Origin of the sequence: Enterococcus sp. FZMF (genome assembly GCF_030263915.1) — a bacterium.
In the GTDB taxonomy this organism is placed as follows: domain Bacteria; phylum Bacillota; class Bacilli; order Lactobacillales; family Enterococcaceae; genus Enterococcus_D; species Enterococcus_D casseliflavus.
The window spans coordinates 2469591-2484060 of sequence record NZ_CP127160.1 but is presented as its reverse complement, the minus strand read 5'-3'; the positions used below and the strand labels follow the sequence as shown (position 1 = coordinate 2484060).

The following is a 14470-nucleotide window of genomic DNA, read 5'->3' as shown; positions in this document are numbered from 1 at the left end:
GGAGATTTACTAAATGAAAAAATTGGGACTTTTATTTTTTGCAACTGGATTATTATTAGCTGGCTGTGGGAGCGGTGGCGCAAGCACTGAGAGCAGTCAAGCATCAGGCGGATCTTCATCAGGTGCCGCATCAAATGAAAATGTAGAAATTTTAGCTGTGGGCTCAACGGCATTGCAACCCTTGGTTGAAGCAGCAGGTGAAAGCTTCTCAGCAGACAATCCCAATTATACAATTACGGTTCAAGGTGGCGGCAGCGGAACTGGCTTAAGTCAAGTAGAAGCAGGCGCGGTGACGATCGGCAATTCCGATGTGTTTGCGGATGAAAAAGATGGTGTAGATGCTAGCAAATTAGTTGACCATAAAGTAGCCGTAGTTGGTATGGCACCAGTGGTAAATAAAGACGCAGGCGTTACGGACCTTAGCCAACAAGATTTAATCGATATTTTTACAGGCAAAGTGAAGAATTGGTCTGAACTAGGCGGAGCAGATCAAGAAATCTCTGTAATCAACCGCGCATCAGGCAGCGGTACGAGAGCGACCTTTGAAAAATGGGGCTTAGATGGTGCAGAGACAATCCAAACACAAGAGCAAGATTCTTCCGGAACAGTCCGTAAAATCGTTGCTGAAACACCAGGAGCAATCAGCTACCTTGCTTTATCTTATTTAGATGATTCAATCCAAGCGCTATCTCTTGATGGGGTAGAAGCGACCCCTGAAAATATTGCAGATAACAAATGGCCAATCTGGTCTTACGAGCATATGTACACGAACGGCGAGCCAGATGCAAACGTCAAAGCCTTTCTTGATTACATCATGACAGACGATGTCCAACAAGGAATCGTTATCGAATTAGGTTACTTGCCAATCACTGATATGAAAGTAGAACGCAGTGTAGACGGCGAAGTAACGAATGTTGAATAGTGAAATGACCGAAGAAGGAGAATGCTCCTTCTTTTTTTGTGTTTAAAGCATCAAGAAGATGCTATTGGCTGGTGCTTAATTTGGTAATGAAAAACAACTACAAAAACAGCCGATAACAATTATTCACCTGTTATCGGCTGTTTTTTATCAATAATCATCTTTTTCATGAAGCGGCAAAGTCACCGTAAAGGTAGAACCAATTTTGGGGAAACTGTCAACCTTGATGCTGCCACCTAATAATTTGGTATAGTCTTTAACGATAGCCAGCCCAAGTCCAGTGCCGCCAGAATTGCGGGCGCGGGCTTTGTCCACCCGATAAAACCGCTCAAAAATCCGTTCCTGATCTTCTTCATCGATGCCGATGCCTTGATCCTGCACTTGAAATAACAGCTGGTCGTCTTGCTCTGAATAGGATAATGTGATGACACCACCAGGTTTTGAATAGGTGACAGCATTTTCTACCAGATTTTTTACGATGGGCTGCAGCAGCTCTTTTTTGGTAGATAAAATGAAGGGTTCGGGTCCTTCAAATTGAAAGGTCAATTGCTTCTTAGCAGCTGCGGGACCATAGGTTTGAACGACTTGTTGCAGCAGCTCAGAAAAGTTGATCGGTTGGTCGACATACTGGAAAGAATCACTGTCTTGAGACAGTTGGATGATATCTTGTATTAGATTTTTCAAGCGATAAGCATCTTTTTGAATGATCTCTAAAAAGGTCTGCAATGTTTCTGGGTCTTCTTTGGCGCCGTCCAGCAGTGTTTCGGTAAACCCAATCAAGGAAGTTACCGGCGTTTTTAATTCATGGGAAACATTGCCGACAAAATCTTTTTGCATTTTTTCTAATTGTCGGATGCGCGTCAAGTCATAAGAAATACCAATCAACTGGTTTTCTTGGAAGCTTCGCAAGGTAACATCCAAGACTTTTGAACGTTCTCCGCTAAGGGTGGTTTCCGCATGGAAAATAGGGGTCTCGTCGTTAAATTGATAGATCAATTGGATCAGTTGTGTGTCATGGATCACTTCAGTGAAGGGCTGTGGCAAGGTTGGCGCAGTTTCCATCCCCAACTGTTCTTGCATCGTCGGATTCAACAGCAGCAGTTGATTTTCTTCATTAATGATAAAGACACCGATCATCAGTTCACTGAGCAAGCCGTACAGCTGTTGTTCAGATGCCGCATAGGCACGATAGGTCTGGCTCATTTGTTCGCTCAGCTGATTGATCAGTTGATACAACTCGTCATGTTCAGGGGTTTCTTGCATAATGATTGCTTGTTGATCGGGCGAGGTGATCATTTTTTTTACGACGGGCAGAATCGTTTGGATTGGACGATTCCGCTGACGCAGCGTGTGAAAAATCAGCAGGCTGATCAAGAAACAAAAGACAAGATAGACAATCAAGATCGATTGCTTGATTCCTTGGTTTTTCGCAAAAAAAGCAGCAGTCGGTTCTGCGATCCGCAAGATTTGAGTTACGTTTCCATCTTCTTTGACAGGAATCGCCACGTAAAGCAATTCTTCATGCAAGGTGTCGCTTTCCCGCAACGATTGACCAACGGCGCTTCCGCGCAAAACGGCTTGAACTTCTGGACGATCGGAGCGGTTTTCATGGAGGGTATGATCATAAGTATCGAAAATGATTTGGCCTTGATCATCTAACAAAGTGATGCGGCTATTGCTATCTTGAACATAGGCATCGGCAAATTGTTCGAGCGCTGCGGTTTGGTTATCTGAGAGATTCAAAAACACAGCGGCTTTCTCTTGCAGAAAATCCACTTGCTGGGCGATGACTTGCTGACGGTAAAAACTGCTTAGAACTTGCCAACACAGGAAAAAAATCAGCAATAGACCGATTGACCATAAACCATAGCCATAGCGTTTTTTCATTGGGTCGGCTCCTGAAATTTATACCCAAATCCTCGCACGGTCACCAAGTATTCTGGACGCTTTGGATCAGCTTCCAATTTTTCTCTTAAATGACTGATGTGAACATCCACGATGCGACTTTGTCCATCAAAGTCGAAATTCCAAATACGATTGAGTAAGGTATCGCGATCGATCACGCGGCCTTTACGTTTCATAAAGTAAACCAGCAGCTCGAACTCTTTCGGTGTCAGGAAGATTTTCTCCCCATCCACACTGACCTGGAAATTGGTCAGATCGGCTTGGATTCCGCCAATTTGCAAGATTTCTGCAGGTTGATCTTCTTCTCGTGCTTGTTGACGAGGTTCTAAGCGACGGAAGATGGCCTTCATTCGAGCCAATACTTCTCGAGGGCTGAAGGGTTTCGTCAAGTAGTCGTCAGCCCCGATCTCTAAGCCCAAGATCCGGTCGATCGGATCATCTTTTGCGGTCAAGACGAGGATCGGTGTCTCGATTTTTTCTTGACGTAATTTCTTTGTGATTTCGATACCGTCCAAATTCGGCAGCATGACATCCAAGATGATAAAGTCAAAAGGTTTTGACAACGCCAAGTCGAAGGCTTTTTGACCATCTGAGGCGGAAACGACTTGGTAGCCCTCTTTTTCTAAATTAAAGGTTAAAAGTGTGACGATTGAAGGTTCATCATCGACAACGAGTATTTTTTTCATGATAGACTCCTTTCGTTTCTTTTTTTCAAGAAACGATTAAATTTCAATGAACAAGTCCTATTTTAGCATGAATAGACAATTGGTACTATTGCAACCACTAAATAAATGCTATAATAAAGGACGATTTCATAGGAAAGCTGAGGGTGCTAAATGATTGGAATCAGTGCGTGTCTAGGCGGTGCCCTTTGCCGCTACGATGGAAAACATCAAGCAGTACCACAATTGATCGAACTTGTTCGTGCGGGTCAAGCCATGATGGTCTGTCCAGAAGTTCTTGGCGGCTTGCCGATTCCACGTGAACCGGCCGAAATCGTCGGTGGCGATGGGGTGGATGTTTGGGCGCAGCGAGCGAAGGTCGTCACCATTTCAGGAGAAGACGTGACGGAACAATTTACTAAAGGCGCGAAAATTGCTTATCAAAAATTGCAAGAGCAAGGCATCACCCAACTGATCTTAAAAGAGAAAAGTCCCTCTTGTGGCAGTCAGACGATTTATGATGGCAATTTTTCTGGAATCAAAAAAACAGGGGTCGGTGTCGCTTGTGCCTATTTTCGACAACAAGGCATGACTGTTTTGTCCGATGTCGAAGGGCTTGCAAAACAGGAGGAAGCAAATGGAAATTGAAAAGACCAATCGCATGAATGCGTTGTTTGAGTTTTATTCCACGTTATTGACGGAAAAACAGATGAATTACATGGAATTGTATTACGCAGATGATTTTTCTCTAGGAGAAATCGCTGAAGAGTATCAAGTTAGCCGTCAAGCAGTCTATGACAACATCAAACGCACCGAACGTATTTTAGAAGACTATGAAAAAAAACTACATATGTTTTCGGATTATATCATGCGGGAAGACTTGCTGGATCAGCTAAGCGAGTATACGAAAACCCACTATCCAAAAGACGAAACCTTACAGGGGTTTATTCAACAGCTCCAAGAAATTGAAGAATAAAGGAATGAAAAAAAATGGCATTTGAAAGTTTAACTGAACGCCTCCAGCAGGCAATGAGCAAACTGCGCAGAAAAGGAAAAGTATCTGAAGCAGATGTAAAAGAAATGATGCGTGAGATTCGTCTAGCTTTATTAGAAGCCGACGTCAATCTGCAAGTTGTAAAAGAGTTTACCAAAAATGTCCGTGAACGGGCAGTGGGGGTAGAAGTATTAGAAAGCCTATCTCCAGCGCAACAAATCGTTAAGATCGTTGATGAAGAATTAACCAAAACGTTAGGATCAGAAACAGTTGGGATCGAAAAATCACCGAAGATCCCAACGATCATCATGATGGCTGGTTTGCAAGGGGCAGGGAAAACCACCTTTGCTGGGAAATTAGCCAACCATTTGATCAAAACCGAAAACGCACGTCCATTAATGATCGCTGGTGACGTGTACCGACCAGCTGCGATCGACCAGTTGAAAGTATTAGGGCAGCAATTGGATGTACCTGTTTTTGATATGGGAACTGATGTCAGTCCAGTTGAAATCGTTCGCCAAGGATTGGCTTTGGCTCGGGAAAAGAAAAATGACTACGTTTTGATCGATACGGCGGGTCGTTTGCATATCGACGAAAACTTGATGGAAGAGCTAAAACAAATCAAGGACTTGGCACAGCCAAATGAAATTTTACTGGTAGTAGATGCGATGACAGGACAAGATGCTGTCAACGTGGCGGAAAGCTTCAATCAACAACTGGGGATCACAGGGGTAGTCATCACCAAACTAGATGGCGATACTCGTGGCGGGGCGGCATTGTCGATTCGTCAAGTTACGGGCGCTCCAATCAAGTTCACTGGTACCGGTGAAAAATTGACCGACCTTGAAGTATTCCATCCAGATCGGATGTCTAGTCGGATTCTCGGTATGGGTGATATGCTGACTTTGATCGAAAAAGCACACCAAGATTACGACGAGAAAAAAGCAGAAGAGCTTGCTCAAAAAATGAAGGAAAACTCCTTCGACTTCAATGACTTTGTCGAACAGATCGATCAAGTTATGGGCATGGGCCCAATTGAAGATCTCTTAAAAATGATTCCGGGAATGAGTCAAATGCCTGGTATCGAAAATGTCAAAGTTGATCCGAAACAAATTGCTCGACAAAAAGCCATGGTTTATTCTATGACACCAGCTGAACGGGAAAATCCTGATTTGTTGAATCCAAGCCGTCGCCGCCGTATTGCTGCTGGTTCTGGAAACAGTGTCGTCGAAGTCAACCGTATGATCAAACAATTCAAAGAATCTCGCAAAATGATGCAGCAAATGAGTAAAGGGAATATGAACATTCCTGGCATGGATCAAATGTTTGGCGGTGGGGTCAAAGGGAAACTTGGAAAAATGGCCATGAACCGCATGGTCAAGAAACAAAAGAAGAAAAAGAAAAAACGCAAATAATCGTTTAACACTGATAGGAACTGAGAACTGAACCTTATCTTCGTGTAATTTAAAAAACATGATCTGAAAAGGCACCAAATCGAGAAGCTGTACCTGCTAATTCTAGCAACTGCAGCGCCTCAGATTGCCTTCTTCAGGTCATAGTTTTTTATGCTCACAGCGTCCTCTTTAAATGAACTCCTTCAAAGAACATCAAATAGAACATCTAGAGAACATCCTTTTTTATAGAGAAAGCCAGCTTTCTACCGAATATCTCAAATCGTCCAAGAGTCAAAAATAGCGATCAACTATCGTTGCGGACAACTCTAAGAATAGGATAGAAGCAGAACATTCGTGCTTTCTGTTAAATGGTGCTACTATTAAGTTATAGCAAGTATGAAAGGAGTTTTTTACGATGACAAACAAAGATCGCACTGAAGGAAAAGTAACCGAAACAAAAGGGAAACTTACAGGAGATGACTCCGAAGAATTAAAAGGCAAAACCCAAAATAAATATGGGAAAGCCAAAGATAAGGTTGAAGATTTTGCGGATGATGTTTCTCGTAAAGTAAATGACTTCTTTGACAAAAAAGACGACGACAAACCTAGACATTAAACTTAAAAGCATCCCTGCAACATGTTCTTGTTGCAGGGATGCTTTTTTATATTCCACTGATTTGTTTGTTTTTTCGTTTGTACCACCAATTCATCAGCGCTTTAGGATAGACAAGCAGCAAACTGATGAATAAGCAGGCAACCAGTAATAAACCGAGCCGAAGGGCGATGTTCCAAAGACTGACATCATACCCCTCATAAAGATTACGGTAAAAAATTTCTAGTGGGTAATAAGAAATCATGGATAAATAGAACCAAGTTCCCAAAGAAAGCAGCCAATAAACTGGTGCGCGCAATTTAGGGATCGTTATATAATCACCGTCATTTTCTAAAGAGATTTTCGAGAACACTTTTTCGGCAGCAAGAATCAGTAAGCCGCTCAAGCCGAGGTAAAGGAGCAGCAGCCACCAAGGGTAGACATATCCTTGCGGCCAATCGATCCAGGTTTGAAAAGGAATCAGAAAATCCCCATGACCAAGAAACACAAAACTAAAAAACTCGCGGGTACATTGGAAAAAGCTATACCCCATTGATCCTAGCGAAATAGTGAAGAAGACCGAGAGCACGCCAGTAAACAGATTCCCCAGCAAAACGCCTAACAAGAGACCTGCAGCAAATACTAGCAGATTCGTTGCCAAGGTACTAAGGGCAGAAAGCAGCACGTCTTGAAGCGGCACAGCGAGATAGCGAGCTGGGATCATCGTGTATTCGATCAGGATATGACCTAACAGACCCAACACTAAACAAGCGGTCAAGGGTAAGCCGATAAAAAGCAGTTTCTTGTGAAAGACGTGCTTTCTGCTAAAGGGTAAGGCAAATAAAAAGCGATTGAAATTGGTGCGGCCATCGACAAAAAAGGATAAGAAGCCCCAAATAAACAGGAAGACAATCACAAATTGATTCATGGTGGTCATATAAGGGCGATTGTAATAAATCTCATCAGGGGACTCATTGCTGATCGTCAATACCGCATCGCGGTATTCTGTTGCCGAATCAAAGTAAACCGGGGTTTCACCCTTGTAGCTTTTGACATAGTACTCTCGATTTTCGTTGAAATCTTTGATAAATTCTTCAGATGTCAAATAGCGTTCTTGCTGATGCCAGGCTTTTTGTGATTGCCAGCCATCACCAAGATACATTAAGAGTAAGACAAAACAAAAGCCGATCAGCAGCTTGCCGTAGCGTTCTTTAAATATATTGCTTAACATCGTTTTCCACCTCTATCCTTCCACTAATGCCTCTTGTCGTAAATTTGCTTCAAACAGATCTTCCAAGGTCAATGGCAATTCTTCGAAAACCAAAGGATCAAGCTGCTGGATCTCAGCCGCCAGCTCTTTTGTGTAATTGTCAAACAAAGCGGTCAAGACTCGGCCTTGTTTTTGAATCAGCTTGGAGCGCTGCTTGATAAGGGGAGGAATCTGCTTGCTGCGAAAGACGAGTTGAAGTTTGCGAGATTGTTCGCGAATCGTTTCCAAACGGTAGTCTCCTTCAATCGTTTTCCCTTTGATCAACAAGGCACGATCAATAATATGCTCTAATTCATTTAGATTATGGGAAGCGATCAATGCGGTACGATTCGACTCACTGAGGCTTTCCAGCAATAGTCCGATCACTTTTTTTCGGACGATCACATCAAGTCCATCAAAAGGTTCGTCTAACAGTAAGAACGTCGCATTTGAAGCGATCGCTAGAATCATCTTATAAAGACCTTGCATTCCTTTTGACATTCGCCGGTAAGAAAGCGTTAGCGGCAGACCATGGCTTTGCATCAATTCTAAATAAAGATTTTGATCAAAATTCGGATAAGCAAACCGATAAAATTGATTGATTTTTTTTAACGAGTAGGCAGCCAGAAAGTTTTCTTTTTCATCGATATAAAAAAGCTGTTCTTTTAATTCCGGGTGCTGATCCAGGCGTTGGTTATCGATCGAAATCTCGCCATCATCTAGTAAATAATGTCCAGCGATCGTCCGAAACAGCGTGGTTTTCCCAGAACCATTGCGGCCGATCAATCCTACGAGTTCTCCTTTTTCCAAAGAGAAGTTCACGTTTTCTAAGATAATTGTTTGTTCCATTTTCTTGGTCACATGTTCGATCTTCACTGTGGATCGCCTCCTAACTCTTGTTCAAAGCCATTCATCCAATCGCTCAGCTCACGCATGCTGATCTGTAGATGGCGTGCTTCGATCACCAATTCTTTCAAACGTTCTTTCACTTGTAAGATCCGAATCTCATCGCGTGGCAGATCCTCAGTAACTTTCACAAAGGTGCCTTTTCCTTTGATGGTGACAAGCACTTGCTCATTTTCCAATACTTTGTAGGCTTTGCTGACGGTATTTGGATTCATCAACAGGTGCTTGGCCATTTCACGAACCGAAGGCACTTGGTCTCCAGCGGTTAGAACACCGTTCAGAATATCTTCTTTGATACTTAAAACCAATTGCTCATAGTAAGGTTTGCTGCTGGCTTTGTTAATGCGAACCACAAAATCAGCTCCTTTCATTTATGTGTACTAGTATACGTAGTACACTAGTGGAAGTAAAGTCTTTTATGATAAAATAAACAAAAAGGAGCTGATGAGGACAATGGAACGATGTGAGTGGGCCAACAGTACACCAGCGATGCAGGAGTATCATGATACAATCTGGGGGAAACCTGAGTATGAGGATCAGCAGTTGTTCCGAAAATTGGTGTTAGATATGAATCAAGCAGGGTTGAGCTGGCAAACGATTTTAAATAAAATGGCGAATTTTGATGCGGCGTATGATCAGTTTGAAATCACCAAAGTAGCGAACTATACGGAAGAAAAAGTGGAAGAACTGATGATGAATCCAGGAATCATCCGCAATCGGCGAAAGATTGAAGCGGCGATCAGCAATGCCCAAGAAGTTTTAAAAATCCAGCAAGAATATGGTAGTTTCTCCGCATTCTTGTGGCGATATGTCGATCATCAGCCGATCATTAATGAATTTGAGCAGCAATCCGATGTACCGACCCATTCGGAAATCTCCGATCAGCTAGCGAAAGATTTGAAAAAGCGAGGGTTTAAATTTGTCGGAACGACCATTATTTACGCCTTTATGGAAGCTGTCGGCATGGTCAACGACCATTTAGTCACTTGTGTTTGTCGAACATCAGCAGCAAACAAAGAATAAAGGAGCGAGCATAATGGGAAAAGTGATATTCTATGGTGCGATCAGCCTCGATGGCTATTTAGCAGGTCTGAAGGATCAACTGGACTGGCTGTTTCAAACCGATACCGGTGTCGCCACGACTTATGAAGCATTTTTTGCAACCATCGATGCGACAGTGATGGGGAGAAAGACCTATCAAGAAGCAAAGAAACTTATGGATGGAGGACTGTTGTACCCCGAAACGACAAATTATGTTTTTTCTCGTACACAAAAAGAATCGCTGCCAGATGCAACGCTAGTGTCAACAGATCCAGTTGCATTTGTTTCAGCATTAAAACAAGAGGAAAACGTATGGGTAGTAGGGGGAGGTTCCTTATTAAAACCATTGCTGGAAGCTGATTTGATCGATGAATGGTTTATTCAAATCGCGCCGGTGTTTTTAGGAGAAGGCAAGCGACTGTTTGAACCGGGGGATTACTCGAGACGCTTGACGTTTGTTGAAACAAAACAGATGGGGGAACTGACAGAACTCCATTTTGTCCGAAAGTCTGTGTCAGGCAGCGAGTAAAAAGCGCAAACGATTATTCTTCACAGTAAAAAAGACCAAGAAACTTAGTGCCGAGTTTCTTGGTCTTTTTTATGGAATCTTCATTAGTTGAATCGTTGAAAGAATTCAATATATTTTGCAATGATCGTTTCGAAGAAGCTCACTGTATCTGGGTTGATCTCATTGTTTTCATCGATCAAGTTTGTGATACCGCCAATGTAGGCTTCTGGTTGTTGCAGAGTAGGCATATCCAAAAAGACTAATGATTGACGCAAATGATGGTTCGCACCAAATCCAGCGATCGCTCCTGGAGAAACGCTGACGACTAAGGCTGGTTTGCCACCCCAACTGCTTGCACCGTAAGGACGAGAACCAACATCTAAAGCATTTTTCAAGGCTGCAGGAACAGAGCGGTTGTATTCTGGTGTAAAGAAGAAGACCCCATCAACGGCGCTTAATGCTTCACGAAATGCTGTCCATTCAGCAGGAACTTTTCCTTCAACTTCCAAATCTTCATTGTAAAAAGGCAAGTTGCCGATCTCGATGAAAGATGCTTCAAAACCTTCTGGTAATAGTGATGCGAATTTTTTCGCTACGAGTTTATTGTAAGAACCTTCCCGCAAGCTGCCGACGATAAAACCGATTTTTTTTGTCATGTAAAATTCCTCCTTGTTGTTTTCTACTCATTTAGCTTACCAAAAGTAAGTGAATGGTGCAAATAAAACGATTTGGCCTTAAAAAGGTTTCTCTAATATTCATGATACGCGTCCAGATTCATTCTGGCAAAAGATAACCATGCCGAAAAAACAGGAAAGAAAAACTTTTTTCAGCTGTAAAGAAAAAACTCTTTACACCATCAGAAAAACCTGTTAAACTAGCTCTTGTGATTAAATCAATGGAGGTGTAAATAATGGCAGTAAAAATTCGTTTAAAACGCATGGGTTCTAAAAAGAAACCTTTTTACCGTATCGTCGTAGCAGATTCACGTTCTCCTCGTGACGGACGTTTCATCGAAACAGTTGGTACTTACAATCCTTTACTAGACCCAGCTGAAGTAACAATCAAAGAAGATCTAGTTCTTGATTGGTTATCTAAAGGTGCGCAACCTTCAGATACAGTTCGTAACATCCTTTCTAAAGAAGGCGTTATGAAAAAACACCACGAAGCAAAATTCACTAAGAAATAAGGTGACTTTGGATGAAAGATTTGCAAGAATTAGTCTTAACGATCGTTTCACCACTTGTTACCAAACCTGAGGATATCAAGCTTGAGCTGGTAGAGTCAGATGATTTCTTGGAATATAATCTTACTGTGGCACCAGAAGATATTGGTCGTATCATCGGTAAACAAGGTCGGGTTGCCAAAGCAATTCGAACGATCGTTTACAGTGTACGGACAAATGGACCGAAAAAAGTTCGTTTGAATATCATTGATGGTAAATAAGCAAGAGTGTAAAGCATTTCTCAAAGAGAAATGCTTTTTTTGTAAAATTCATGCTTAAGATGGAGGACAAAAAAGGATGGTTTTGAGATAATCAAAAATGAGGAGGTGCTTGTATGTCTCAACTAATCGCATGGATCGTCGTTCTTTTGATTCTCGTCTTTATTTATAAAATCGGTTCTTTTCTTTGGCGAACGCTAGGGATCTTGCTACTACTTTTTTTGATTTGGGTCTATCGTGAGGAAATCATGACCCAATTGAACCAATGGACACAAAACTTTCGTTGGGGCGACCTATCGACGATCGCCAATCAAGTTTGGCAATGGATCAAGGACGGCTTCCAATCACTGCAAAATTGGGTCACTAATCTTTAAAAAATCGACAAAAAAATGACAGACAATCTGACTTGTTTGTCATTTTTTTTATTGAGGGGTATCCTTTGTATAAGGAGGGGAACATCATGAAAAAAGAACTAGGATTATTTGTTACGCTGCTAGCGATCGGAACCTTGGCTGGCTGTAATAATCAAAAAGACCAAGAAACCAGTCAAGCCAGTACAGCTGAAACAACAGCAACGACTATGGTGGAAAGTACCCAAACACAAAAAAGTAGTCAATCAGAAACCAGTCAATCAACTGCATCGACTAGTCAGGCGGTTTCTGAGGATTCTTCAAATACGAGTAGCACCACAGACATCTATAGCCAAATACAAGCGGTATTCCCTGATCTTGTCTTGCCAAAGGACGTTCCACTTGCTTCGGGTAAAGTGTTGAATGCGGCCACAGCTGGCAGTCAATCCGATGCCTCGATTCTTTATTATGGACTTGATCAGCAATTGTCTCTCAATGACAAGGCTTTGAACGAAGAAACACCGCTTGCTGCTTTTCAATCAAAAGAGTATCAATCTGCTGATGAAGCGGCTGCAGCGGTCAATGTAACAGTGGATGATGGCGGACAAGCCGTCGATCTCGGATATGGGATTACTGGGCATATGCAAGGAGCTGCTGGCTCCAGTTATTTGAGCTGGCAAGAAGGAAATTGGTCATTGACTGTTCGAGCAGTCAACCAAGAGGAACAAGATCCAGTTCCGGTTGCCAAAGAAGTGGTAGCGTATCTAGAAGAAGCCATGCTTCCAGCACCTGAGGTCGGTCAAATCACTATCGATATGGGAAAAAATGACCATACAGCAACTACCGTGGTCTGGCAACAAGAAAAGATGCTTCGAACGGTGCAACATCAAGATGCACGTTCAGCTTTGGAAATGGCCGTTTCAATGAATCAATAAGTTTCAGATTAGGACATTGCCCCTTTGATCAAGCGTCGAAGGGGTGTTTTTCGCGCGATGATTTTGAGGAAAACAGGGGGCGCTAGGAAACGGCTAGAATTCGCTACTTTGCTATGCTAAAATAGAACAGAAGTTAGAAGAAATGGGGAACGAACGTGACAGAATATTTAAACGTAGGGAAAATCGTCAATACACATGGGATCCGTGGAGAAGTACGAGTGATATCGCAAACGGATTTTCCAGAAGAACGCTACCGTAAAGGGGCTGAATTGACACTTTTTCGTGAAAATAAAGAGCCATTACCATTGATTGTTTCAGGTCATCGCAAACATAAAAATTTTGATTTGTTAACGTTTGAGGGCTATCCTAACATCAACGACGTTGAACCGTTTCGTAACGGCATTTTAAAAGTTACCAAGGATGATTTGGTGGATCTAGCAGAAAATGAGTTTTACTACCATGAAATTATTGGTCTGGAAGTCGTCGAAGAAGATGGCACAGTCATTGGTAAAGTCAAAGAGATCCTTTCACCAGGCGCCAATGATGTTTGGGTGGTACAGCGAAAAGGGAAGAAGGATGCCTTGATTCCTTATATCGAATCTGTTGTTCATACCATCGATCTTGAAAATGGTCAGGTCATCGTTGAGATCCCAGAAGGGTTGTTAGACGATGAGAATTGATGTGCTGACACTATTTCCACGAATGTTTGAAGGGCCTCTTGGAGAATCGATCATCGGTAAAGCACGGGAAAAGGGATTGTTAGAAATCAATGTCTCTAATTTCCGTGATTATTCTGACAACAAACATCAAACAGTGGATGACTATCCTTATGGTGGCGGAGCAGGAATGTTATTAAAAGTCCAACCTGTCTATGACAATATCAAAGCGATCGAAGAAGCGACACCAGAAACGAAAAAGCGGGTGATCCTATTAGACCCAGCGGGAAAACCCTTTGATCAAAAGATGGCGGAAGAATTCTCTACCGAAGAGCATCTTGTTTTTATTTGCGGTCACTATGAAGGCTATGATGAACGAATCCGTTCATTGGTCACTGATGAAGTGTCACTGGGGGATTACGTCTTGACTGGCGGCGAATTGGGGGCAATGGTCATGATCGATGCGACGGTCAGGCTATTACCAGAAGTTTTGGGCAATCAAACCTCCGCACAAACTGATTCTCATTCCACTGGTTTATTAGAGCATCCGCAATATACACGCCCGGCAGAGTTCAAAGGCATGAAAGTGCCGGAAGTTTTGATGAATGGCAATCATAAACTGATCGAGCAGTGGCAATTAAAAGAATCCTTGCGCCGAACGTATCAGCGACGTCCAGATATGCTGGAAACTTATCCGCTGACCGCTGAAATGCAGAAGCTTTTAAAAGAAATTGAAGACGAAGCGAAGACTGGCAAGTAAAATAGTGCCAGTTTTTTGATATTCTGTGCCATGACAAGAAAATTCTCTTTACAGCCTATGGTCGACTGTGGTAAGATATTTCAGTGAGTGTAAACTCAACTATTACGATGTTCCGCTGGAGCTTTCATGCTTTAAGAATGTTTGGGAATAAGGAGAATG

Annotated in this window: 19 protein-coding genes; 13 read left to right on the top strand and 6 right to left on the bottom strand. The window is 42.4% G+C overall.

The window, feature by feature from the left end; genetic code table 11:
* Positions 1 to 13: 13 nt before the first annotated feature.
* Entirely contained in the window at positions 14 to 922 is a 909-nt protein-coding gene (locus tag QN079_RS12160) for a phosphate ABC transporter substrate-binding protein PstS family protein (protein WP_016608721.1), read from the top strand.
* A 147-nt stretch (positions 923 to 1069) separates the two neighbouring features.
* Here the strand turns inward: QN079_RS12160 and pnpS are convergent, their stop codons facing one another.
* Entirely contained in the window at positions 1070 to 2806 is a 1737-nt protein-coding gene (gene pnpS / locus QN079_RS12155) for a two-component system histidine kinase PnpS (RefSeq protein WP_289229832.1), read from the bottom strand.
* Positions 2803 to 3510 (bottom strand): response regulator transcription factor, encoded by a 708-nt coding sequence (locus tag QN079_RS12150; RefSeq protein WP_005228895.1) that lies wholly within the window; start codon positions 3508 to 3510, stop codon positions 2803 to 2805. Before QN079_RS12150 ends, pnpS begins: the two co-directional genes overlap by 4 nt.
* A gap of 150 nt (positions 3511 to 3660) precedes the next feature.
* Here QN079_RS12150 and QN079_RS12145 point away from each other — a divergent pair, with 150 nt between their 5' ends.
* From QN079_RS12145 to QN079_RS12130, 4 genes are all read left to right on the top strand, one after another.
* Positions 3661 to 4134 carry a 2-thiouracil desulfurase family protein gene (locus tag QN079_RS12145; protein ID WP_289229831.1) on the top strand — a complete coding sequence of 158 codons (474 nt, stop codon included), beginning with the start codon at positions 3661 to 3663 and terminating at the stop codon, positions 4132 to 4134.
* Complete coding sequence (locus tag QN079_RS12140) at positions 4124 to 4462, top strand: putative DNA-binding protein (RefSeq protein ID WP_005228897.1); 339 nt, start codon at positions 4124 to 4126, stop codon at positions 4460 to 4462. Before QN079_RS12145 ends, QN079_RS12140 begins: the two co-directional genes overlap by 11 nt.
* A gap of 14 nt (positions 4463 to 4476) precedes the next feature.
* Positions 4477 to 5895, top strand: coding sequence for a signal recognition particle protein (gene ffh, locus QN079_RS12135; protein WP_289229830.1), 1419 nt, complete (start codon positions 4477 to 4479; stop codon positions 5893 to 5895).
* 394 nt (positions 5896 to 6289) lie between these two features.
* A complete protein-coding gene (locus QN079_RS12130) occupies positions 6290 to 6490 on the top strand; it encodes a CsbD family protein (RefSeq protein WP_289229829.1) in 201 nt (66 codons plus the stop codon).
* Positions 6491 to 6536: 46 nt separating this feature from the next.
* Here QN079_RS12130 and QN079_RS12125 read toward each other — a convergent pair whose 3' ends face one another.
* The 3 genes from QN079_RS12125 to QN079_RS12115 are packed head-to-tail and all read right to left on the bottom strand — an operon-like array spanning position 6537 to position 8974.
* Positions 6537 to 7697 (bottom strand): ABC transporter permease, encoded by a 1161-nt coding sequence (locus QN079_RS12125; RefSeq protein ID WP_167826978.1) that lies wholly within the window; start codon positions 7695 to 7697, stop codon positions 6537 to 6539.
* Positions 7698 to 7709: 12 nt separating this feature from the next.
* Positions 7710 to 8591: an ATP-binding cassette domain-containing protein gene (locus tag QN079_RS12120; protein ID WP_289229828.1), complete on the bottom strand. Its 882-nt coding sequence runs from the start codon at positions 8589 to 8591 to the stop codon at positions 7710 to 7712.
* The gene (locus tag QN079_RS12115) at positions 8588 to 8974 is read right to left on the bottom strand and encodes a GntR family transcriptional regulator (protein WP_005228910.1); all 387 of its coding nucleotides are present in this window, start codon (positions 8972 to 8974) and stop codon (positions 8588 to 8590) included. The genes QN079_RS12120 and QN079_RS12115 overlap by 4 nt, the downstream gene beginning before the upstream one ends.
* 100 nt (positions 8975 to 9074) lie before the next feature.
* Between QN079_RS12115 and QN079_RS12110 the strand changes: the two genes are divergently transcribed.
* Both QN079_RS12110 and QN079_RS12105 read left to right on the top strand, forming a co-directional pair.
* Positions 9075 to 9644: a DNA-3-methyladenine glycosylase I gene (locus QN079_RS12110; protein ID WP_034869182.1), complete on the top strand. Its 570-nt coding sequence runs from the start codon at positions 9075 to 9077 to the stop codon at positions 9642 to 9644.
* Positions 9645 to 9657: 13 nt separating this feature from the next.
* Complete coding sequence (locus tag QN079_RS12105) at positions 9658 to 10191, top strand: dihydrofolate reductase family protein (RefSeq protein WP_271812913.1); 534 nt, start codon at positions 9658 to 9660, stop codon at positions 10189 to 10191.
* A gap of 83 nt (positions 10192 to 10274) precedes the next feature.
* Here the strand turns inward: QN079_RS12105 and QN079_RS12100 are convergent, their stop codons facing one another.
* Entirely contained in the window at positions 10275 to 10826 is a 552-nt protein-coding gene (locus QN079_RS12100) for an NADPH-dependent FMN reductase (protein ID WP_121260874.1), read from the bottom strand.
* 254 nt (positions 10827 to 11080) lie between these two features.
* Here QN079_RS12100 and rpsP point away from each other — a divergent pair, with 254 nt between their 5' ends.
* The 6 genes from rpsP (at position 11081) to trmD (ending at position 14311) form a co-directional block, all read left to right on the top strand.
* On the top strand, positions 11081 to 11356 hold the full coding sequence (rpsP, locus tag QN079_RS12095) for a 30S ribosomal protein S16 (RefSeq protein ID WP_005228917.1): 276 nt from the start codon (positions 11081 to 11083) through the stop codon (positions 11354 to 11356).
* A gap of 11 nt (positions 11357 to 11367) precedes the next feature.
* Positions 11368 to 11613: a KH domain-containing protein gene (locus QN079_RS12090; protein ID WP_005228918.1), complete on the top strand. Its 246-nt coding sequence runs from the start codon at positions 11368 to 11370 to the stop codon at positions 11611 to 11613.
* A 113-nt stretch (positions 11614 to 11726) separates the two neighbouring features.
* Positions 11727 to 11984 carry a hypothetical protein gene (locus QN079_RS12085; RefSeq protein ID WP_005228919.1) on the top strand — a complete coding sequence of 86 codons (258 nt, stop codon included), beginning with the start codon at positions 11727 to 11729 and terminating at the stop codon, positions 11982 to 11984.
* An 86-nt stretch (positions 11985 to 12070) separates the two neighbouring features.
* The gene (locus tag QN079_RS12080; protein WP_289229827.1) at positions 12071 to 12895 is read left to right on the top strand and encodes a hypothetical protein; all 825 of its coding nucleotides are present in this window, start codon (positions 12071 to 12073) and stop codon (positions 12893 to 12895) included.
* A gap of 155 nt (positions 12896 to 13050) precedes the next feature.
* Positions 13051 to 13575 carry a ribosome maturation factor RimM gene (gene rimM, locus QN079_RS12075; RefSeq protein WP_010749728.1) on the top strand — a complete coding sequence of 175 codons (525 nt, stop codon included), beginning with the start codon at positions 13051 to 13053 and terminating at the stop codon, positions 13573 to 13575.
* A complete protein-coding gene (gene trmD, locus QN079_RS12070; protein WP_115232613.1) occupies positions 13565 to 14311 on the top strand; it encodes a tRNA (guanosine(37)-N1)-methyltransferase TrmD in 747 nt (248 codons plus the stop codon). Before rimM ends, trmD begins: the two co-directional genes overlap by 11 nt.
* Positions 14312 to 14470: the final 159 nt, after the last annotated feature.